General features: G+C 72.0%; 20 protein-coding genes. 10 read left to right on the top strand and 10 right to left on the bottom strand.

All coding sequences use genetic code 11. The features are described 5' to 3' along the window. The first annotated feature begins 8 nt into the window (after window positions 1-8). A complete protein-coding gene (locus ABZ621_RS20080; RefSeq protein WP_360606277.1) occupies window positions 9-1,169 on the top strand; it encodes an alkaline phosphatase PhoX in 1,161 nt (386 codons plus the stop codon). On the opposite strand, the gene ABZ621_RS20075 is transcribed toward ABZ621_RS20080, so the two are convergent. The 4 genes from ABZ621_RS20075 to ABZ621_RS20060 form a co-directional block, all read right to left on the bottom strand. Then, window positions 1,139-2,167, bottom strand: a complete 1,029-nt coding sequence (locus ABZ621_RS20075) for a winged helix-turn-helix domain-containing protein (protein WP_360606275.1) — start codon at window positions 2,165-2,167, stop codon at window positions 1,139-1,141. The two genes, ABZ621_RS20080 and ABZ621_RS20075, sit on opposite strands and share 31 nt — an antisense overlap. A 497-nt stretch (window positions 2,168-2,664) precedes the next feature. Next, complete coding sequence (gene ppdK, locus ABZ621_RS20070; protein ID WP_360606273.1) at window positions 2,665-5,376, bottom strand: pyruvate, phosphate dikinase; 2,712 nt, start codon at window positions 5,374-5,376, stop codon at window positions 2,665-2,667. Between the two features lie 358 nt (window positions 5,377-5,734). Beyond that, a complete protein-coding gene (gene dusB / locus ABZ621_RS20065) occupies window positions 5,735-6,871 on the bottom strand; it encodes a tRNA dihydrouridine synthase DusB (RefSeq protein WP_360606271.1) in 1,137 nt (378 codons plus the stop codon). Window positions 6,872-6,951: 80 nt separating this feature from the next. Next, window positions 6,952-7,824 carry a helix-turn-helix domain-containing protein gene (locus tag ABZ621_RS20060; protein WP_360606269.1) on the bottom strand — a complete coding sequence of 291 codons (873 nt, stop codon included), beginning with the start codon at window positions 7,822-7,824 and terminating at the stop codon, window positions 6,952-6,954. A 101-nt stretch (window positions 7,825-7,925) separates the two neighbouring features. On the opposite strand from ABZ621_RS20060, the gene ABZ621_RS20055 reads away from it, so the two are divergent. Further along, the gene (locus ABZ621_RS20055) at window positions 7,926-9,368 is read left to right on the top strand and encodes an MFS transporter (RefSeq protein WP_360606267.1); all 1,443 of its coding nucleotides are present in this window, start codon (window positions 7,926-7,928) and stop codon (window positions 9,366-9,368) included. Window positions 9,369-9,428: 60 nt separating this feature from the next. Here ABZ621_RS20055 and ABZ621_RS20050 read toward each other — a convergent pair whose 3' ends face one another. Continuing rightward, window positions 9,429-9,608 (bottom strand): DUF6243 family protein, encoded by a 180-nt coding sequence (locus ABZ621_RS20050; protein WP_360606265.1) that lies wholly within the window; start codon window positions 9,606-9,608, stop codon window positions 9,429-9,431. 242 nt (window positions 9,609-9,850) lie between these two features. Here ABZ621_RS20050 and ABZ621_RS20045 point away from each other — a divergent pair, with 242 nt between their 5' ends. Both ABZ621_RS20045 and ABZ621_RS20040 read left to right on the top strand, forming a co-directional pair. Beyond that, on the top strand, window positions 9,851-10,858 hold the full coding sequence (locus ABZ621_RS20045; protein WP_360606263.1) for an aldo/keto reductase: 1,008 nt from the start codon (window positions 9,851-9,853) through the stop codon (window positions 10,856-10,858). A gap of 16 nt (window positions 10,859-10,874) precedes the next feature. Beyond that, complete coding sequence (locus ABZ621_RS20040) at window positions 10,875-11,468, top strand: TetR family transcriptional regulator (protein ID WP_360606261.1); 594 nt, start codon at window positions 10,875-10,877, stop codon at window positions 11,466-11,468. A 71-nt stretch (window positions 11,469-11,539) separates the two neighbouring features. On the opposite strand, the gene ABZ621_RS20035 is transcribed toward ABZ621_RS20040, so the two are convergent. Continuing rightward, window positions 11,540-12,922: a glycine--tRNA ligase gene (locus ABZ621_RS20035; RefSeq protein WP_360606259.1), complete on the bottom strand. Its 1,383-nt coding sequence runs from the start codon at window positions 12,920-12,922 to the stop codon at window positions 11,540-11,542. A 166-nt stretch (window positions 12,923-13,088) separates the two neighbouring features. Here ABZ621_RS20035 and ABZ621_RS20030 point away from each other — a divergent pair, with 166 nt between their 5' ends. Genes ABZ621_RS20030 through ABZ621_RS20015 form a run of 4 tightly spaced genes read left to right on the top strand, consistent with a single transcriptional unit; the run spans window position 13,089 to window position 16,242 of the window. Next, window positions 13,089-14,090, top strand: a complete 1,002-nt coding sequence (locus tag ABZ621_RS20030) for a metal ABC transporter substrate-binding protein (RefSeq protein ID WP_360606257.1) — start codon at window positions 13,089-13,091, stop codon at window positions 14,088-14,090. 12 nt (window positions 14,091-14,102) lie between these two features. After that, a complete protein-coding gene (locus ABZ621_RS20025; protein ID WP_360606255.1) occupies window positions 14,103-14,870 on the top strand; it encodes a metal ABC transporter ATP-binding protein in 768 nt (255 codons plus the stop codon). A gap of 2 nt (window positions 14,871-14,872) precedes the next feature. Further along, the gene (locus ABZ621_RS20020) at window positions 14,873-15,772 is read left to right on the top strand and encodes a metal ABC transporter permease (RefSeq protein WP_360606253.1); all 900 of its coding nucleotides are present in this window, start codon (window positions 14,873-14,875) and stop codon (window positions 15,770-15,772) included. Window positions 15,773-15,831: 59 nt separating this feature from the next. Then, window positions 15,832-16,242: a Fur family transcriptional regulator gene (locus tag ABZ621_RS20015; protein WP_360606251.1), complete on the top strand. Its 411-nt coding sequence runs from the start codon at window positions 15,832-15,834 to the stop codon at window positions 16,240-16,242. A gap of 54 nt (window positions 16,243-16,296) precedes the next feature. Here the strand turns inward: ABZ621_RS20015 and ABZ621_RS20010 are convergent, their stop codons facing one another. From ABZ621_RS20010 to ABZ621_RS19995, 4 genes are read right to left on the bottom strand one after another with little or no spacing between them, the layout of a single operon-like run. Next, window positions 16,297-16,848: a YcxB family protein gene (locus ABZ621_RS20010; RefSeq protein ID WP_360606249.1), complete on the bottom strand. Its 552-nt coding sequence runs from the start codon at window positions 16,846-16,848 to the stop codon at window positions 16,297-16,299. A 36-nt stretch (window positions 16,849-16,884) separates the two neighbouring features. Continuing rightward, complete coding sequence (locus tag ABZ621_RS20005) at window positions 16,885-17,709, bottom strand: isoprenyl transferase (protein WP_360606247.1); 825 nt, start codon at window positions 17,707-17,709, stop codon at window positions 16,885-16,887. A 13-nt stretch (window positions 17,710-17,722) separates the two neighbouring features. Beyond that, on the bottom strand, window positions 17,723-18,472 hold the full coding sequence (gene recO, locus ABZ621_RS20000; RefSeq protein WP_360606245.1) for a DNA repair protein RecO: 750 nt from the start codon (window positions 18,470-18,472) through the stop codon (window positions 17,723-17,725). Window positions 18,473-18,518: 46 nt separating this feature from the next. Next, window positions 18,519-18,734: a hypothetical protein gene (locus ABZ621_RS19995; protein WP_169084979.1), complete on the bottom strand. Its 216-nt coding sequence runs from the start codon at window positions 18,732-18,734 to the stop codon at window positions 18,519-18,521. 659 nt (window positions 18,735-19,393) lie between these two features. On the opposite strand from ABZ621_RS19995, the gene ABZ621_RS19990 reads away from it, so the two are divergent. Further along, window positions 19,394-19,834 (top strand): hypothetical protein, encoded by a 441-nt coding sequence (locus ABZ621_RS19990; RefSeq protein WP_360606242.1) that lies wholly within the window; start codon window positions 19,394-19,396, stop codon window positions 19,832-19,834. Between the two features lie 33 nt (window positions 19,835-19,867). Continuing rightward, a complete protein-coding gene (locus tag ABZ621_RS19985; RefSeq protein ID WP_360606240.1) occupies window positions 19,868-20,686 on the top strand; it encodes a hypothetical protein in 819 nt (272 codons plus the stop codon). Window positions 20,687-20,797 lie beyond the last annotated feature (111 nt).

Genomic DNA, 20,797 nt, shown 5'->3' with positions numbered 1-20,797 from the left:
GAGAAGACGTGGAGCGACGCAGTTTCCTGCGTGGAGCGGTCATCGGCACGTCGGCGGCCGCCTTCGGCGGCACCCTGATGGCGGGCGCCGCCTACGCGGCCCCCGCCCAGCCCGGCACCGGCCCCTACGGCGCACTCGGCGCGGCGAACGCGAACGGCATCATGCTGCCGGCCGGGTTCACCAGCCGGATCGTCGCCCGCTCGGGACAGACCGTCCCCGGCACCTCGTACACCTGGCACAACGCCCCCGACGGCGGCGCCTGCTACGCCGACGGCACCGGCTGGATCTACGTCTCCAACTCGGAGATCAACCCGAGCGGCGGCGCGAGCGCGCTGCGGTTCGGCTCCGCCGGCACGATCACCGGCGCCTACCGCATCCTGTCGAACACCCGGCAGAACTGCGCGGGCGGCAAGACCCCGTGGAACACCTGGCTCTCCTGCGAGGAGGTCAGCCTCGGCTACGTCTACGAGACCGACCCGTACGGCGTGAACGCGGCCGTCCGCCGTGACGCCATGGGCCGCTTCAAGCACGAGGCCGCCGCGGCCGACCCGGTCCGCAAGGTCGTCTACCTGACCGAGGACGAGTCGGACGGCTGCTTCTACCGGTTCATACCGACCACCTGGGGCAACCTCTCCTCCGGCACCCTCCAGGTCCTCAAGGCCGGCACGGCCACCTCCGGCTCCTTCACCTGGCAGAACGTGCCGGACCCGGACGGCTCCCCGACCACCACCCGCACCCAGGTCTCCGGCGCGAAGAAGTTCAGCGGCGGCGAGGGCTGCCACTACGCCGACGACAAGGTCTGGTTCACCACCAAGGGCGACAACCGCCTCTGGCAGCTGAACCTCACGAACAGCACCTACGAGCTCGCCTACGACGACTCGCTGGTGCCCGGCGGCGCCGCCCCGCTCACCGGCGTGGACAACGTCACCGGCGCCTCCTCCGGCGACCTCTACATCGCCGAGGACGGCGGCAACATGGAGATCTGCCTGATCACGCCGGACGACACCGTCGCGCCCTTCCTGCGGATCACCGGCCAGTCCGGCTCCGAGATCACCGGACCGGCCTTCTCGCCCGACGGCACGCGGCTGTACTTCTCCAGCCAGCGCGGCACCTCGGGCAGCTCCTCGGGCGGCATCACCTACGAGGTGACCGGCCCGTTCCGCGCGTAACAGCGCTCCTCACGGCGCCGCTGGGTCCCGCCTCCCCCGAGGAGCGCGGCGCCCAGCGGCGTCAGCGTGTGCAGCACCGCGTTCCCGTGCCGCAGGGTCGCGATCAGCCCGGCGTCCCGCAGCACGCCGGTGTGCTGGCTCGCCGAGGCGAGCGAGACCCCGGCCCGGCGGGCCAGCTCGCTGGTCGTCCCGCCGTCCCCGATGGCCTGGAGGACCTCCGCGCGGGTCTGGCCCACCAGCTTCGCCAGCGAGGAGACGCCCGGCGGCCGGACCGTCGGCGCCTCCCCGTGGGTCACCGGGTAGACGAGCACCGGCGGCAGCGCCGGGTCCCGCAGCATCACCGGCGTCCCCCGGCAGAAGTACGAGGGCTGGAGCAGCAGCCCCCGCCCGTCCAGGTGCACGTCCCGGTCGACCGGGTACGTCGCCTCCAGGACCGGCGCCCGCCAGGTCAGCATCGGCGGCAGCGAGTCGAGGAGCTCCTCCGCGCCGCCGTCCAGGACGGCCCGGCCCCGGCGCGCCCGGTCCGCCTCCACCCGGGCCCGGATGTGCGCCCAGTACGGCTCCACGGCCGCCCGGTGATAGCTGCGCAGCGCCCCGAGAAGCCGGTCGAAGGGCTCCGGGCCGCCGTCGGCGAGGGCCCGCAGCGAGTGCGGCACGGTGCGGCCGCCCGACCGGTCGGCGGCCAGCAGGGAGAGCTCCGAGCGGAGCCGGCCGGAGGGCGTCGCGCGGACCGCCCCGAGCCCGTCGTCGAGGCCGTGGAGGCCCTCCGCCGGGGTGAGGAAGTCGGGAAAATAGCCGCGGCTCGGGACGAGGGCGGCGAGCAGCCGGGTCTCCCCGCCGAGCCGCGCCCTGGTTTCCGTGCGCCATCCGCCGAACACCACCGGGCCACGCCGGTCCCTTAAACGGTGAAAGCTGAGAATCGTTTCCCACAGGACGTCAGGACGGGCGGCGATCCGCACCCCCGCCAGATCGTCCGCAGTGAAATGAATACGAAGCATGAAGTCCCCACCTGTGCACTCGCAACCACCCCGCGATCGAGTATGCACACCATCACAGCACGTTACCAGGGTGTTTCAGCCACAGATGAAAAGCATCGCGGCGAACACAGCCCAACGGAAATGCTGTGCGGGTCGGGCAGGAAACCTTCAGGACCGAGGTGACGTGGTGAAGACCGTGGGGGGCTTTGCCCGTCCGGCGGCGGTCGGCGAGGGTTGCGGCTCACCTGCCCGACACAGTGAAAAGGGAGCGGCCCCCGGGTGGGGATCCGGGGGCCGCGACCGAAACGCCCGCAAACACAGACGTTCAATTTCCAATAATTCAATGCGGACGTAATTACGCATGAATCTGACGTGAAAACGACGGGACGGACACCTCCGCACAAGGTGTCCGTCCCGTCGTTTTCGGTTCCGGGGCCGCCGTCCGCCGGTGAGGGTTCGGAAGGGATGGCCGACGGTGGCCCCGGGGGCTTCGTGGGGCCCCGCGGGCCCCTCGGGGGTCAGCGGCTGTCGCTGCCCTTCGCCTCGGCGGCCGCGCGGCCGGCCTCCAGGCGCGCCACCGGGATCCGGAACGGCGAGCAGGAGACGTAGTCGAGGCCGACCTCGTGGAAGAAGTGCACCGACTCCGGGTCGCCGCCGTGCTCGCCGCAGACGCCGAGCTTGATGTCGGGGCGGGTGGCCCGGCCGGCCTGGACCGCGGAGCGGACCAGGGCGCCGACGCCGTCCTTGTCGATGGTCTCGAAGGGGCTGACGCCGAAGATGCCCTTCTCCAGGTACGCGGTGAAGAAGCTGGCCTCCACGTCGTCGCGGGAGAAGCCCCAGACCGTCTGGGTGAGGTCGTTGGTGCCGAAGGAGAAGAACTCGGCGGCCTCGGCGATCTGGCCGGCGGTGACGGCCGCGCGGGGCAGCTCGATCATGGTGCCGAGCGCCAGCTTCAGCTCCACGCCGGTCTCCGCCACGACCTCGGCGATGACCTTCTCGGCGTCCTCGCGGACGATCTCCAGCTCCTGGACGGTGCCGACGAGCGGGATCATGATCTCGACGCGCGGGTCGCCCTTGGCGTCGATCCGCTGGGCCGCGGCCTCGGCGATCGCCCGGACCTGCATGGTGAACAGGCCGGGGATGACCAGGCCGAGGCGGACGCCGCGCAGACCCAGCATCGGGTTCTGCTCGTGCAGCCGGTGCACGGCCTGGAGCAGGCGCAGGTCGTTCTCGTGCGGCTCCTTGCGGGACTCGGCGAGGGCGACGCGCACCGACAGCTCGGTGATGTCGGGCAGGAACTCGTGGAGCGGCGGGTCGAGCAGGCGGACCGTGACCGGCAGCCCGTCCATCGCCTCGAAGAGCTCGACGAAGTCGGTCTTCTGGAGCGGCAGCAGGGCCTTGAGGGCGTCGTCGCGCTCGGCGTCGGTGTCGGCCAGGATCAGCCGCTCGACGTACTGGCGGCGCTCGCCGAGGAACATGTGCTCGGTGCGGCACAGGCCGATGCCCTGGGCGCCGAAGCGGCGGGCGCGGGAGGCGTCCTCGGCGTTGTCGGCGTTGGCACGGACGCGCAGCCGGCGGACGCGGTCGGCGTAGGCCATGATCCGGTGGACGGCCTGGACCAGCTCGTCGGCGTCGTCGGCGCCGGCGTGCATCCGGCCCTCGAAGTACTCGACGACCGGGGACGGTACGACGGGTACCTCACCGAGGTACACCTTGCCGGTGGAGCCGTCGATGGAGACGACGTCGCCCTCCTCGATGACCGCGCCGGAGGCGGTGGTCATGCGGCGGCGCTTGGTGTCGACCTCCAGCTCCTCGGCGCCGCAGACACAGGTCTTGCCCATGCCGCGGGCGACGACGGCGGCGTGCGAGGTCTTGCCGCCGCGCGAGGTCAGGATGCCCTCGGCGGCGATCATGCCGTCCAGGTCGTCCGGGTTGGTCTCGCGGCGGATCAGGATGACCTTCTCGCCGGAGCGGGACCACTTGACGGCCGTGTACGAGTCGAAGACGGCCTTGCCGACGGCCGCGCCCGGGGAGGCGGCGATGCCGCGGCCGATCTGCTCGACCTTGGCGTGCTCGTCGAACTTCGGGAACATCAGCTGGGCGAGCTGGGCGCCGGTGACGCGCTGGAGCGCCTCGGCCTCGTCGATGAGGCCCTGGTCCACGAGCTGGGTCGCGATGCGGAAGGCGGCACCGGCGGTGCGCTTGCCGACGCGGGTCTGGAGCATCCAGAGCTGGCCGCGCTCGATGGTGAACTCGATGTCGCAGAGATCCTTGTAGTGGGTCTCCAGGGTCTCCATGATCTGCATGAGCTGGTCGTACGACTTCTTGTCGATCGACTCCAGCTCGGCGAGCGGCACGGTGTTGCGGATGCCGGCGACGACGTCCTCGCCCTGCGCGTTCTGCAGGTAGTCGCCGTAGACGCCCTGGTGGCCGGAGGCGGGGTCGCGGGTGAAGGCGACGCCGGTGCCGGAGTCCGGGCCGAGGTTGCCGAAGACCATCGAGCAGACGTTGACGGCGGTGCCGAGGTCGCCGGGGATGCGCTCCTGGCGGCGGTACAGCTTCGCGCGGTCGGTGTTCCACGAGTTGAAGACGGCCTCGATGGCGAGGTCCATCTGCTCGCGCGGGTCCTGCGGGAAGTCGCGGCCGGTCTCGGCCTTCACGATGCCCTTGAACCGCTCGACGACCTTCTTGAGGTCGGCGGCGTCCAGGTCGGTGTCGCTGGCGACCTTCTTCTCGGCCTTGGCCTCGTCCAGGGCGTCCTCGAAGAGCTCGCCCTCGACGCCGAGGACGGTCTTGCCGAACATCTGGATGAGGCGGCGGTACGAGTCCCAGGCGAAGCGCTCGTTGTCGGCCTGGCGGGCGAGACCGGTGACGGACTCGTCGGAGAGGCCGATGTTGAGGACGGTGTCCATCATGCCCGGCATGGAGAACTTGGCGCCCGAACGGACGGAGACCAGGAGCGGGTCGTCCGCCTGGCCGAGCTTCTTGCCCATCTTCCGCTCAAGGGCGTCGAGGTGGGCCGTGACCTCGTCGCGCAGGGCGACGGGCTCCGAGCCGGACTCGAGGTAGACCTTGCACGCCTCGGTGGTGATCGTGAAGCCGGGAGGGACCGGGAGACCGAGGTTGGTCATCTCGGCGAGGTTGGCTCCCTTGCCACCGAGCAGGTCCTTCAGGTCCCTGTTGCCCTCGGTGAAGTCGTACACGAACTTCTGATCATTGTTTTCCGACACGGGTCTCGACTCCTCGACGACTCGGTTGGCTGCCCTGACGGCGAGGAACATACCCAGATCGAAGGCTTCTGGGGAGGTACGCCTACCGGTCACGCAGTCGTAACCACCCGTCCGCCCCCACTTCGAAAGTTACCGAGGCGAAGCTTCCGTATTCACGCCCCGAAGCCCGCTTGACCCAATCCAGGGACAACATGCTCAGATGAGCGCCTTCACTGCGCATTTGCGTTCAACTCTTGAACGCAAAAGGGGTGGCACCCAGTGCCACCCCTTCAAGGCGTACAGCCCTCGTGAACCTGCTCATCTGAGCACCACCCCCCTCAAGGGTGGCGAGGATCACTCGCCCGGTCGCCCGGAAATCTCAGCCCCCGGACGTGTCGAGCTCGGCGTCCTCGCTCACTCCGGCGCAGTCGTACGGGTCCTTCAGCCAGCCTTCCGGCAGGACGACCCGGTTGTTTCCGGACGTACGGCCCCGGGGGCCGTCCGCCCCCACCGGCCACGGCTGGTCCAGGTCCAGCTCGCTCAACTGAGCGCGCAGCTCGTCCAGGGACGAGGTGACCGCGAGGCGCTTGCGCATCTCCGAACCGACCGCGAACCCCTTCAGGTACCAGGCCACGTGCTTGCGGAAGTCGATGACACCGCGCGACTCGTCGCCGATCCACTCCCCGAGCAGCGTCGCGTGCCGCACCATCACCTCCGCGACCTCCCGGAGCCCCGGCGTCCGGTACCCCCCGGTGCCCTCCAGGCCCGCGACCAGGTCCGCGAAGAGCCAGGGCCGGCCCAGACAGCCGCGGCCCACGACCACGCCGTCGCAGCCGGTCTCGCGCATCATCCGCACGGCGTCGTCCGCCGACCAGATGTCGCCGTTGCCGAGCACCGGGATCTCCGGCACGTGCTCCTTGAGCCGCGCGATCGCGTCCCAGTCGGCCGTGCCGCCGTAGTGCTGCGCCGCCGTCCGCCCGTGCAGGGCGATCGCCGTCACGCCCTCCTCGACCGCGATCCGGCCCGCGTCGAGATAGGTGATGTGGTCGTCGTCGATGCCCTTGCGCATCTTCATCGTGACCGGCAGGTCCCCGGCGTTCGTCACGGCCTCGTGGAGGATCGCGCGCAGCAGCGGCCGCTTGTACGGCAGCGCCGAGCCGCCGCCCTTGCGGGTCACCTTGGGCACCGGGCAGCCGAAGTTCAGGTCGATGTGGTCGGCGAGGTCCTCGTCGACGATCATCCGCACCGCCTTGCCGACGGTGACCGGATCCACCCCGTACAGCTGGATCGACCGCGGCTTCTCGGTCTCGTCGAAGTGGATGAGCTGCATCGTCTTCTCGTTGCGCTCCACCAGCGCCCGCGTCGTGATCATCTCGCTCACGAAGAGGCCCTTGCCGCCGGAGAACTCGCGGCAGAGGGTGCGGAAGGGGGCGTTGGTGATGCCGGCCATGGGCGCGAGCACCACCGGCGGCTGCACGACGTGCGGGCCGATGGAGAGGGGGGAGAACGCGGTCATGGCCCCATTGTCCCGTACCACCGGGAACACCCGTCGGGCGTATGCCTCCGCCCCGCGCGCCCGACGGCCCCGAGGCCGCCTCAGGCGGCGGCCCGGGCGTCCCGCTCCCCGGCCACGAGCTCCAGGAGCCGGGCGCAGCCGGCCCGGGTCTCCTCGTCGAGCGGCACGTACGTGACGAGGACGGGTCCGGGGCCGGGCTGGAGCCACAGCTCGGTGTGCTCGAAGCCCAGCGGCCCGACGAGCGGGTTCCGGATGACCTTGGCCATGCTCTCGGAGGAGACCACGTCGTGCCGGGCCCAGACCTCGCGGAACTCGGGCGAGGCCGCTTCGAGCCGCTGGACCAGCCGCTTCCAGGCGGGTTCGACCAGGCATCCGGCCATCCGGGCGCGCAGCTTTCCCGCGAGGCGGACGATCAGGTCCGGGTCGGTGACGGCGGCCCGGAACTCCGGGTCGGTGCAGGCCAGCCAGAGGGTGTTGCGGTCCTCGGGCGGCAGCGCGTCGAGGTCGCGGAAGAGCCGCCCGAAGACGCGGTTGTGGGCGAGGATGTCGAACCGGCTGTTCTGGACTGCGGCGGGCACGGGCTCCAGCCGGTCGAGCATCGCCCGTACGGCGGGCGTGACGGCCGGGCTCGGCAGGCCGGGCCGGGGATCGGGCTGTCCGGCGAGGGCGAAGAGGTGGGAGCGCTCGGCCGGGTCGAGGAGGAGGGCCCCGGCGAGGGCGTCGAGGACCTGCGGGGAGACCTGGATGTCCCGGGCCTGCTCGATCCAGGTGTACCAGGTGACGCCGACGGCGGAGAGCTGGGCGACCTCCTCGCGGCGCAGGCCGGGGGTGCGGCGCCGGCGGCCCCGGACCAGGCCGACCTGTTCGGGGGTGACGCGCTCGCGCCGGCTGCGCAGGAAGGCGGCGAGTTCCCGCCGCCGGGCCTCGGGCCCGGTCGTCACGACGATGCTCATGGTCCCAGCCTGCCCGGCCGCGCAGTCCGGTGCCAGGCAGTTCCGGTACCAGGATGAGGAGACTCTGGTACCAGGCAAGCGGGGAGCCGAAGGTCGAAGGCGTGACCACGACGACCCCTTCCTCCCGCACCCGTCCGCCCGCCCCCGCCCCGGGCGCCCCGGCGCCGGCCCTCGGCTCCCTGGGCCTGTTCACCGTCCTCCTGGGGGCCGCGCTGCCCCTGGTCGACTTCTTCATCGTCAACGTCGCCCTGCCGTCGATCGGCCGTGACCTCGGCGCGGACGAGTCGCTCCTCGAACTGGTCGTCGCCGGTTACGGCCTGGCGTACGCGGTCCTGCTGGTGCTCGGCGGGCGGCTCGGCGACCTCTTCGGCCGGCGCAGGCTCTTCCTCGCGGGCCTGGCGGCCTTCGGCGTGACGTCCCTGCTCTGCGGGCTCGCCCCGAGCGCCTGGTCCCTGGTCGCGGCCCGGGTGGCACAGGGTGCCACGGCGGCTCTGCTGCTGCCTCAGGTGCTCGCGACCCTTCATTCCTCGACGACAGGCGCCCGGCGGGCACGGGCCATCGGCCTGTACGGGGCGACCACCGGGCTCGCCTTCGTCACCGGCCAGATCCTCGGCGGCCTGCTGGTCGCCGCGGACGTGGCGGGCCTCGGCTGGCGCGCGGTCTTCCTGGTGAACGTGCCGGCGGTGCTGCTCGTCCTGCCACTGGCGCTCCGCACGGTCCCGGAGACCCGCGCGGCGGCCCCGGCGCCCCTGGACGTCCGGGGCACGGTCCTGCTGGCCCTGGCCCTGGTCTCGCTCCTCGCCCCGCTGACGGAGGGCAGGGCGGCGGGGTGGCCGCTGTGGACGTGGGGCGCGCTCGCCGCCTTCCCGCTCCTGGCGGCGGCGTTCTGGCGCACCGAGCGGCGCACGGAGCTGCGGGGCGGCACCCCGCTGGTCCCGCCGTCCCTCCTGCGCCTGACGCCGCTGCGCCGGGGCCTCGTCCTCGTGCTGCCCCTCTCGGGCGGCTTCGGCGGCTTCATCCTGGTGATCGCGGTGGCGCTCCAGCAGGGCCTGGAGCTGGGCCCGGTCGCCTCGGGCGCGGCCCTCGCGCCGATGGCGCTCGCCTTCTTCGCCGCCTCGCTGGCGGGCCCGCGCCTGGTGGCCCGGTGGGGCACCCGGGTCGTCCCGGCGGGCGCCCTGCTGCAGGCGGCGGGCCTCGGCATGATGGCCTGGACGGCGTGGTCCTCCTGGCCGGACGCCACCCCGTGGACGCTGGCCCCGGGCATGGCGGTGGCGGGCCTCGGCCAGGGGCTCCAGCTGCCGGTCCTCTTCCGCGTGGTCCTCGCCGAGGTCCCGGCGGACCGGGCGGGCGTGGGCAGCGGGGTGATGGTGACGACCCAGCAGTCGGCGCTCGCGCTGGGCGTGGCGACGCTGGGCTCGCTCTTCCTGACGCTGGCGGCGACGGTTCCCCTGGGCGAGGCCCTGGCGACGACGCTCCTCGTCCAGCTGGCGCTGGCCCTGTGCACCGCCCTGTACGCCCTCCGGCTGCCGAGGACGACGGCCTGAGCGGGTACGGCGAAGGGCCCGGGCCACAGGTGTGCGGCCCGGGCCCTCCGGTGTCGGTGACTACTCGGCGGCGCCGTCCTGGTGGTTGCGCTCGCGCATCTTCTTCAGGAGGTCCTGCTTCTTCTCCTCCGCGGAGCGGCGGTCGGCGGCGCGGCTGCGGCCCGCGCCCTGCTGTTCGGCGCGGGACAGCTTCTTGCGCTGTCCGCCGACGCCGAGGAGGTTGTTGCGGCTCTTGGCCATGGGGTTCTCCCCTTCGGTGAGGTGTGCGGTGGGTCGTCGGTCCGCCGGGGCGGCACCGCTCTCACTCGTAGATCGGGAGGTGTGCGTGCATTCCCGCACGGTAGCGGGGCGGCCGGGTGCGGGGCATCCGGTTTTCCGGGTCCGGCCCGCCCTGCCGAATGACCGATGACAGATATTGAAATCTGTCATCGGTCATGTCATGGTTGTAGGGCACCCCTCCTCCCTCCCCTCAGGAGACCGTCATGCTTCCCACCCGCTCCCTCGGCACCACCGGCCCCGCCGTCTCCGCGCTCGGCCTCGGCTGCATGGGCATGTCCGCGCTGTACGGCGAGGCCGACCGCGCCGAGTCGATCGCGACCCTCCACGCGGCCCTGGAGGCCGGCGTGACCCTCCTCGACACCGGCGACTTCTACGGGATGGGCCACAACGAGCTGCTCATCGCCGAGGCGCTGCGCACCGCCCCCGCCGGCCGCCGCGAGCAGGCCCTGACCAGCGTCAAGTTCGGCGCGCTGCGCACCGTCGAGGGCGGCTTCACCGGCTACGACGGCCGTCCGGCCGCGGTGAGGAACTTCGCCGCGTACTCGCTCCAGCGGCTCGGCACCGACCACATCGACGTCTACCGGATCGCCCGCGTCGACCCCGACGTGCCGATCGAGGAGACCGTCGGCGCCATCGCCGAGCTGGTCGAGGCCGGGCACGTCCGGCACATCGGCCTCTCCGAGGTCGGCGCGGACACCCTGCGCCGGGCCGCCGCCGTCGCCCCGATCGCGGACCTCCAGATCGAGTACTCGCTGATCTCCCGGGGCATCGAGGAGAAGATCCTGCCGGCCGCCCGCGAGCTGGGCATCGGCGTCACCGCGTACGGGGTCCTCTCCCGCGGCCTGATCAGCGGCCACTTCACCCGCGACCGGGCGCTCGCCCCGGGCGACTTCCGCGGCATGAGCCCCCGCTTCCAGGGCGGGAACCTGGACCGCAACCTCGCCCTCGTGGACCGGCTGCGGGCCGTCGCCGAGGCCAAGGGCGTCTCGGTGGCGCAGACCGCGATCGCCTGGGCCCTGGCGCAGGGCGACGACATCGTGCCGCTGGTCGGCGCCCGCACCCGGACCCGGCTCGCCGAGGCGCTCGGCGCCCTGGACGTCACCCTCGACGCCGCCGACCTCGCCGCGATCGAGGAGGCCGTCCCGGCGGGCGCCGCCGCGGGCGAGCGCTACCCGGCCGCGCAGATGGCCCACCTGGACAGCGAGCACTGACGGGTACTGTCGGTCCATGGCCGCCACCGAAACCCTCACCGCCGAGCGCATCCTCGAAGCCACCGAGGAGGTGCTGCGCCGCTACGGCCCCGCGAAGGCGACCGTCGTGGACGTGGCCCGTGCCCTCGGCGTGAGCCACGGCAGCGTCTACCGCCACTTCCGCACCAAGGCGGCGCTGCGCGAGGCGGTCACGGAACGGTGGCTGGAGCGGAACGTGGTCGAGCTCCGCCCGTACGCCAAGGGTCCCGGCCCTGCCGACGAGCGGCTGTCCGGCTGGCTGTACCGCCTCTTCGCGCTCAAGCGGCAGAAGGCCGGCGGTGACCCGGAGCTGATGGCGACGTTCCTGGTCCTCCTCGAAGAGAACAGCGCGGTGGTCGACCGGCACGTGGAGCACCTGGTGGAGCAGATCGCCGCCATCGTCGCGGACGGGATCCGACAGGGGATCTTCGCCACTCCGACCCCTGACGTCGCCGCCACCGCCCGGGCCGTCTTCGACGCCACCGACCGCTTCCACGACCCGGTGCACGTCGCCGACTGGTCCACCCCGGGCATCCAGGCCGCCTTCGAGGCCGTCGTCTCCCTGGTCCTGCGAGCGCTGCGCCGGCCTTGAGCCACGTACGCACGGGAAAGCCCCCGGTTCCGGGTACGGAACCGGGGGCTTTCCCGTGCGTGCGACCGAGGTCAGCAGCCGATGAGGCGGGTGGCCAGGTAGCCCTGGATCTGGTCGAGGGAGACGCGCTCCTGCTTCATCGTGTCGCGCTCGCGCACGGTCACCGCGTTGTCCTCGAGGGTGTCGAAGTCGACGGTGATGCAGTACGGGGTGCCGATCTCGTCCTGACGGCGGTAGCGGCGGCCGATGGCGCCGGCGTCGTCGAAGTCGATGTTCCAGTTCTGCCGCAGGTCGGCCGCGAGGCCCTTGGCCTTCGGGGAGAGCTGCGCGTTGCGGGAGAGCGGCAGGACCGCGGCCTTGACCGGGGCCAGGCGGTGGTCGAGGCGCATGACGACGCGCTTCTCCATGACGCCCTTGGCGTTGGGGGCCTCGTCCTCGGTGTAGGCGTCGAGGAGGAAGGCGAGCATGGTGCGGCCGACACCGGCGGCGGGCTCGATGACGTACGGCGTGTAGCGCTCGCCGGACTCCTGGTCCAGGTACGTCAGGTTGGCGCCGGACGCCTTGGAGTGGGCGTTCAGGTCGTAGTCGGTGCGGTTGGCGACACCCTCCAGCTCGCCCCACTCGCTGCCGCCGAAGGAGAAGCGGTACTCGATGTCGGCGGTGCGCTTCGAGTAGTGGGAGAGCTTCTCCTGCGGGTGCTCGAACCAGCGCATGTTCTCCTCGCGCAGGCCGAGGTTGGTGTACCAGTTCCAGCGCTGCTGCATCCAGTACTCCTGCCACTGCTCGTCCTCGCCCGGCTTGACGAAGAACTCCATCTCCATCTGCTCGAACTCGCGGGTCCGGAAGATGAAGTTGCCCGGAGTGATCTCGTTCCGGAAGGACTTGCCCATCTGCGCGATGCCGAACGGGGGCTTCTTGCGCGCCGTCGTCTGCACCTGGGCGAAGTTGGTGAAGATGCCCTGGGCGGTCTCGGGACGCAGGTAGGCGACGGAGCCGGAGTCCTGGGTCGGGCCGAGGTGGGTGGAGAGCAGGCCCGAGAAGTTCTTCGGCTCGGTGAAGGTGCCCTTGTTGCCGCAGTTGGGGCAGTTGAGGTCGGCGAGGCCGTTCTCGGGGAGGCGGCCGTGCTTCTCCTCGTACGCCTCCTCCAGGTGATCGGCGCGGAAGCGCTTGTGGCAGGAGGTGCACTCGGTCAGCGGGTCGGTGAAGGTCGCGACGTGACCGGAGGCCTCCCAGACCTCGGTCGCCAGGATGACCGACGAGTCGATGCCGACGACGTCCTCGCGCGAGGTGACCATGTAACGCCACCACTGGCGCTTGATGTTCTCCTTGAGCTCGACGCCCAGGTGCCCGTAGTCCCAGGCGGCTCGCTGACCGCCGTAGATCTCACTGCAGGGGAAAACGAAGCCACGGCGCTTGCTCAGGCTGACGATGGTGTCGATCTTGTCGGCGGCCACGGTGCTCTCTTCATTACGACGACGAAGTGCGAATGCCACAGGTTACCGGCGCCCATGGGGCCCGTATCAAATCGGTATGCCGGTGGCTCCGGGGTGGCCGGGACCACACCCCGGAACCGCCCCGGGCAATTGACAACCGTTTCCAGTTTTGTTGAAAATGAGTGTCATGAACGTACGCCGTCTGATACCCACCACCGCCGTCGCCGGAGCCGTCGCCCTCGGTCTCGTCACCCTCACCGCCTGCGGCGGGGACTCCTCGGCCGCCGACAAGGGGACGGACGGCAAGCTGGACGTCGTCGCGTCGTTCTACCCCGTGCAGTACCTCGCCGAGCAGATAGGCGGCGGCCACGTGGCCGTCCGGACCCTGACCGCGCCCGGCGTCGAGCCCCACGACCTGGAGCTCAAGCCCCGGCAGATCGGCGAGCTCGCCGACGCCGACGTCCTCCTCTACCTCAAGGGCGTCCAGCCCGCCGTCGACGAGGCCATCGCCCAGGCCGGCGTGAAGCACACCGTCGACGCCGCCACCCTCACCACCCTCGAAGCCCACGGCACCGGCGAGGGCCACGACCACGAGGGCGAGGCCCACGAGGGCGAGGAGCACGCCGGGGAGGAGTCCCACGAGGGCCACGACCACGGCTCCGAGGCCGGCACCGACCCCCACGTCTGGCTCGACCCCGTGAAGTACGCCGAGGTCGCCAAGGGCGTCGGCGCCGCCTTCGCGAAGGCCGACCCGGACCACGCGGCCGACTACGAGAAGAACACCGCCGCCCTGGTGAAGAAGCTCGGCGACCTGGACACCGCGTTCGAGACGGGCCTCAAGAACACCGAGACCCGCACCTTCATCACCACCCACTCCGCCTTCGGCTACCTCGCCGAGCGCTACCACCTGGACCAGGAGGGCATCACCGGCGTCGACCCCGAGTCGGAGCCGAGCCCCGCCCGCGTCAAGCAGCTCCAGGACGTCGCGAAGGAGGACAAGGTGACCACCGTCTTCTTCGAGACCCTCGCGAGCGACAAGACCGCGAAGACCCTGGCCCGGGACACCGGCCTGAAGACCGACGTCCTCGACCCGCTGGAGGGAATCACGGACCGGTCCAAGGGCGATGACTACATCGAGGTCATGCGGGCGAACCTCGCCGCGCTCAAGACCGCCCTCGGCGCCAAGTAGGAGGACTCCCCCGTGCGCGACGACGACCCCGTCATCTCCGTCCGCGGCGCCACCGCGGCGCTCGGCGCCCGCCCCGTCCTGCGCGGCGTCGACCTCACCGTGAACCGCGGCGAGGTCGTCGCCCTGCTCGGCGCCAACGGCTCCGGCAAGTCCACGGCCGTCCGCGCGGTCATCGGCCAGGTGCCGCTGACCGGCGGCACCATCGAGCTGTTCGGCACCGAGCGGAAGCGGTTCCGCGACTGGGCCCGGGTCGGCTACGTCCCCCAGCGCACCACCGCCGCCTCCGGCGTCCCCGCCACCATCCGCGAGGTCGTCGCCTCGGGCCGGCTCTCCCGCCGGAAGTTCGGCTGGGCGACCAGGGCCGACAAGGCCGCCGTCCAGCGGGCCATCGACCTCGTCGGCCTCGCCGACCGCGCCGGGGACTCCGTCTCCGCGCTCTCCGGCGGCCAGCACCAGCGGGTCCTCATCGCCCGCGCGCTCGCCTCCGAACCCGAACTGCTGATCATGGACGAGCCGATGGCCGGCGTCGACCTCGCCAGCCAGGAGATCCTCGCCGCGACCCTGCGCGAGCAGGTCGCCGGCGGCACCTCGGTCCTCCTCGTCCTCCACGAGCTCGGCCCGCTGGAGCCCCTCATCGACCGCGCGGTCGTCCTGCGCGACGGCTGCGTCGTCCACGACGGCCCGCCGCCCGAGGCCCTCGGGCAGCACGCGCTGCCCGGCCACGACCACGTCCACCCCCACGCGGCCGGAGAGCCGCTCCGCACGGGACTGCTGACCTGACCATGGACTTCCTCGAACCTGCCTTCATGCAGCGGGCGCTCCTCGCGGCCGTCCTCGTCGGCATCACCGCCCCCGCCGTCGGCATCTACCTCGTCCAGCGACGCCAGGCGCTGATGGGCGACGGCATCGGCCACGTGGCGATGACGGGCGTGGGCCTCGGCTTCCTGCTCAACTCCAGCCCGGTGTGGATGGCGACCCTCGTCGCCGTCGTGGGCTCCGTCGCCATGGAGCTGATCCGGGCGTACGGCAAGACCCGCGGCGACCTCGCGCTCGCCCTGCTCTTCTACGGCGGCATGGCCGGCGGTGTGCTGCTGATCAACCTCTCGCCGACCGGCTCCAACGCCAACCTCAGCTCGTACCTCTTCGGCTCGCTCTCCACGGTCTCGCCGGAGGACATCACCGCGATCGCGCTGCTCGCCGCCTTCGTGGTCCTCGTGACCGTCGGCCTGCGCCGGCAGCTCTTCGCGGTCAGCCAGGACGAGGAGTTCGCCCGGGTCACCGGACTGCCGGTGCGGCTGCTCAACCTGCTGATCGCGGTCACCGCCGCCGTCACCGTCACGGTGGCCATGCGGGTCGTCGGCCTGCTCCTGGTCAGCGCGCTGATGGTGGTCCCGGTCGCCGCCGCCCAGCAGCTGACGAAGTCCTTCCGGGCCACCTTCGTGCTCGCCGTGGCGACGGGCATCACCGTCACCCTGGCCGGCACGGTCACGTCCTACTACCAGGACGTCCCCCCCGGCGCCACCATCGTCCTCTACGCGATCGGCGTCTTCGTCCTCCTCACCCTCCTCGCCGCTCCGCTCGCCCGACGGCGGGCCCGGGCCGCCGCCGCCGCGGCCGCCGTGGACGGCTGCGACAGCACGGTCCCGGCGGGACGCAAGCCGGCGGACGACGTCAGGGTCTGACCCGGCACAGGCGGGACTGGCAGAATGGCGGGGGCAACGGATACATCAAGGAGGCCCCCGTGGCGACGGCAGGACCCCCCGTACGCGGGCGCTCGACCAGGCAGCGCGCCGCCGTGTCGGCCGCGCTGAGCGAGGTGGACGAGTTCCGCAGCGCCCAGGAGCTGCACGACATGCTCAAGCACCGCGGCGACTCCGTCGGGCTGACGACCGTCTACCGCACCCTCCAGTCGCTGGCGGACGCGGGCGAGGTGGACGCGCTGCGCACCAGCGACGGCGAGACGGTCTACCGCCGCTGCTCGTCCGACGACCATCACCACCACCTCGTCTGCCGCTCCTGCGGCAAGGCCGTCGAGGTCGAGGGCCCGATGGTGGAGCAGTGGGCCGAGACGGTCGCGGCGGAGCACGGCTTCGTGAACGTGGCGCACACCGTCGAGATCTTCGGTACCTGCGCGGAGTGCGCGGCGAAGTGACCCGACCCGCGTGGGGCCCGCACCGGATCTTCCGGTGCGGGCCCCGCGCGCAGGTCACACGCGGCGGCTGTGCCTGTCCAGGAGGGCCCGGAGCCGGTCGGCGTCGGCCGGGTCGGCGAGGCCGTGCTTGGGCAGGTAGGCGAAGCCGGTGCCGGCCCGGCGCGGGATGAGCAGGACGAAGAGCCGTTCGGTCTCCACGTACCGGGTCAGCATCGCCCAGCGGACGACGGTCTCGGTGTCGCGGGAGGTCCACCGGCCGCCCTCGGCGTCGACGACGGCCCGGGCCTCCCCGCCCTGGGCGCGGGCGGCCCGCAGGACGGTCCGGGCGACGGCCCGGACCATCAGCCGGACCACGACGACCGCGGCGGTGCCGAGCCCGGCCATCTTGGCGACGGTCCCCGCGTCCGGGTCGCCCGGGAGCAGCAGTTCCAGGGCGACGATCAGGAAGGCGAGGGCCGCCGAGCCGTACGCGGCTCCCCGCAGGACCCGCCACCAGACGGCGGCCCCCAGGCTGACGCGCACCGCCTCGCGGACATCGGCGGGGAGGGCGGGGTAGGCGAGCTCGACCCGGTCGTGGAGCGCGGAGTCGTCGGTTGTCCCGTTCACGCGCCGGATCGTAGCGTCACCCCGTGACGCGGGCGGTCACGCCTTGTCGAGGACGGCGAGGTCGGCCGGGTCGACGCCGCCGAAGCGGCGGTCGCGCTGGGCGTACTCGACGCAGGCGCGCCACAGGTCGCGGCGGTCGAAGTCGGGCCACAGCACGTCCTGGAAGACCATCTCGGCGTACGCGCTCTGCCAGATCAGGTAGTTGGAGGTGCGCTGCTCGCCGCTGGGGCGCAGGAAGAGGTCGACGTCCGGCATGTCCGGGTAGTACAGGTACCTTTGGATCGTCTTCTCGGTGATCTTCGCCGGGTCGAGGCGGCCCGCCTTCACGTCCTCGGCGAGCGCCTGCGCGGCGTCCGTGAGCTCGGCCCGGCCGCCGTAGTTCATGCAGAAGTACAGCGTGAGCCTGGTGTTGTCCTTGGTCTGCTCCTGGGCGACCTGGAGCTCCTTGGCGACGGACTTCCACAGCTTGGGCATGCGGCCCACCCAGCGGACCCGGATGCCGAGCTCGTCGAGCTGGTCGCGGGTCTTGCGGATGAAGTCGCGGTTGAAGTTCATCAGGAAGCGCACCTCCTCGGGGGAGCGCTTCCAGTTCTCGGTGGAGAAGGCGTAGAGCGAGATCGCGCCGACGCCCATCTCGATCGCGCCCTGGAGCACGTCGAGCACCTGCTCGGCGCCGACCTTGTGCCCCTCGGTGCGGGGCAGTCCGCGCTCCTTGGCCCAGCGGCCGTTGCCGTCCATGACGATCGCGACGTGCCGCGGCACGAGCTCGGCCTGGAGCTTCGGCGGGCGGGCGCCGGACGGGTGCGGCTCGGGGGTGCTGTACTCCCGACGCTGGCGCCCGAGGAGTCGTGCGATGGCCATGACGTGGTCTCTCCTAGCTTTTCTCTACGTACCGCAGGGAGCGCAGGCCGCGCTCCAGGTGCCAGTGCAGATAGGCGGACACGAGTCCGCTGCCCTCCCTGACGTGACGCGGCTCGCACGCGTCCGCCGTCGCCCAGTCGCCGGTGAGCAGGGCGCTGAGCAGGCCGATGGCCTCCGCCGAGGGTACGACGCTTCCGGGCACCCGGCAGTCGCCGCATATGACGCCGCCCGCGGCGACCGAGAAGAAGCGGTTGGGGCCGTCGAGTCCGCATTTCGCGCAGTTCGAGAAGCTGGGCGCGTAGCCGTTGACGGCGAGGGAGCGCAGGAGGAAGGCGTCGAGGATGAGGTGGGGGGCGTGCTCGCCGCGGGCGAGGGTCCGCAGTCCGCCGACGAGCAGGAGGTACTGCTGGACGGCCGGCTCGCCCTCGTGGTCGGTGAAGCGCTCCGCGGTCTCCAGCATGGCGGTGCCGGCGGTGTAGCGGGCGTAGTCGGTGACGATGCCGCCGCCGTACGCGGCGATGGTCTCGCTCTGCGTGCAGAGCGGCAGGCCGCGGCCGACCAGTTCGCTGCCCCGGGCGAAGAACTGCACGTCGACGTGGGAGAAGGGTTCGAGCCGGGCCCCGAACTTCGACTTGGTCCGCCGTACCCCGCGCGCGACGGCCCGCACCCGCCCGTGGCCGCGCGTGAGGATCGTGATGATGCGATCCGCCTCGCCCAGTTTCTGGGTGCGCAGCACGACGCCGTCGTCACGGAACAGACTCATGGGCCCCATTCTCCCGTACGCGGGTGGCGGCGCGGGCCGCCCGTCTTCAGGGGACCTCGCCGCGGCTGCGGGCGTTGGCGTGGGCGGTGGCGGCGCTGAGGCGCTCCGCGGAGGTGGCCTCGCGGACCTCCTCGGGGGCCACGTCCCACTCGCGGCCGCCGCCGAGCGGGCGGATCTGGACGTACGGGCCCTCGTGGCCCATCACTCTCGCGACCCGTCCGGTGCGGATCTCCACGACGTACGCACCGATCTGCAGTGCCATGACCGGCCCTCCTCCCCGGCGGCCCCGGGCCGGCGGGGTGCGCCGACCGGGCCACCGTGCGGTGTCCCTTGCGAACGAGCGGCCGAGGGGACGGCGGAGCGGCGGGGCCGGCCGCGGCGGGGTCCGGGCGGAGGGGATTCCCTCCGGGCCGTTCCCGCGCAATTCCGGCTCCGCGCGCCGCGCTCGCTCCGACTTCCCCCGTGGTCGTTCTCTTCTGGTGTCTTCCTTCACCAACGTATGCCTTTCTGAATCCATTTCCCGCTTCCCCACTCCCGGGTGACCCGTGCTCCGTAGAATCGTCGGACGCACCAAGGGAGTTCGGGACGTTCCCGCACGCCACCGGGGGCGGGATGTTCGAGCGGATGATTCGATTCGCGGCCGTCGGGTCGGTCGTGGAATCGCTGAAGTCCCGTAAATCCGGAGGATTGTCGAACTGTCGTCCCGGAGCGTCGTGGAATTGTTCCCGGAGCCTTCGGTTTTCGCTCCGGCGCACGCCGGGGGCGCGCGAAGGGAGCGCGCGGGGCGGCCCCGTCGGGGCGGCTTCCGGGGACCGGACGTGGTGCGGGGCGGGCCGGTGCCCCTACGATCGGCGAGGGAGCGCCGCCCTGTCGCCCGGAGGCGCCCCGGGACCGACCGACGGCGGCGGAGGAACGCGGACGATGACGGCCACCCCTTCCCTGGTCCTGCGCGGTGGCGAATCGGTTCTCCACTTCGCGGGCGGGCCGGTCACCCTGCACCGGCCGGACAAGGAACACCACATACCGCTGGCGGCGATCTCCTTCGTCCACGCCGAGGGCAGCTCGCTCGCGATCGTCCTGACGGCCTCGGGCGCGAACGAGCCGACGATCTACCGCGTCACCGGGGTCGACGAGGCCGCCGCGCTCGCCTTCGGGGAGGCCGTGACGGCCGCGCTCCCCGCGGACCCGGCCCCCGACGGCGCCGCGCTCGTCACCACCCGCACGCCCGGCCCGCCGGAACCCGCCGAAGCCCCCGCGGCGCCCGGCGTCCCCTGGAAGCCGGTCGCGGTCACCGTCCTGCTGCTCGCCCTGGCGGTGTTCGCGGTGTTCTCGGTGATCGCGGTGGCCGCGGCGAGGGGCTGACCAGGACCCGTACCCGGCTTTACGATCACGCCCATGCCGATACCCATCGCCTCGCTCCCGGTGCTCGTGGGCCGGGACAGGACCGCCCTGTCCGCCGAAGACGGCGGCCTGGTCCTCGACCTCCCGACGGAGCAGATCACCTTCACCGCCGACGGCCTCGGCCGGATACGCGCCGAGGGGCGGACCGTCCTGATCGAACTGCGGGCGAAAGCCGGGGCGACCCCGCGCGTCCACCGGATCGACGACGTCGACCCGGACGGGGCGGTCCTCTTCGCCGACACGATCAACGAGCTGCTCGCCAACCGGACGGACAGCGACGACGTCGACGGCACCCGCTTCGCGGTGATCCGCTCGCTGGCCCCGACGTGGCGGGACAGGTTCCGCCGCCGGCTCCTGTGGGGCGTCCTCGGCCACCTGCTCGCGCTGATCGCGCTCGCGGTGGTCGCCGGGTCGCTGGGCCACTGGGACATCGTCATCGTGGAGATCCCGGTGGGCGGCATCGGCTGGCTGGCCGCCGGCTTCGGCGCGTACGGGGTCGGGCGCAGCCGGCGCGAACGGTGGCTGGAGCGGCACGGGGTCGAGGTGGTCGCCACCCGGGCCACGACGCGGGGCGCGTACATCTACCCCGACGGGACCGGCGACTACCGGGGCTTCCTGCACGGCCCGGCCGGTGCGGCCATCACCGCCTACTACCCGCCGGAGGACCCGGCGGACGTGCTCGTGCCGTCGGTGCCGTTCACCCGGTTCGTGAACACCGTCGCCGGCGGCTTCCTGCTCCTCTGCGGATTCGTGTGCACCCTCGCGCTCGTGCTGCTGGCCGTGGTCTCGTTCAGCTCCCCCGATGGACTTTGAGAAGTCATAAGCCTGCCTTATGGGGGCATAGACCAGGGTCGGGTACCACTTCCCGTTCGGGGTTAATTAGGGTGGCCTAAGTGTCGGCGGCTCCGCCGCACCCCGCTTGCG

Origin of the sequence: Streptomyces sp. NPDC007863, from assembly GCF_040633895.1 — a bacterium.
GTDB lineage: Bacteria > Actinomycetota > Actinomycetes > Streptomycetales > Streptomycetaceae > Streptomyces.
This window is presented reverse-complemented; position numbering and strand designations above follow the sequence as displayed.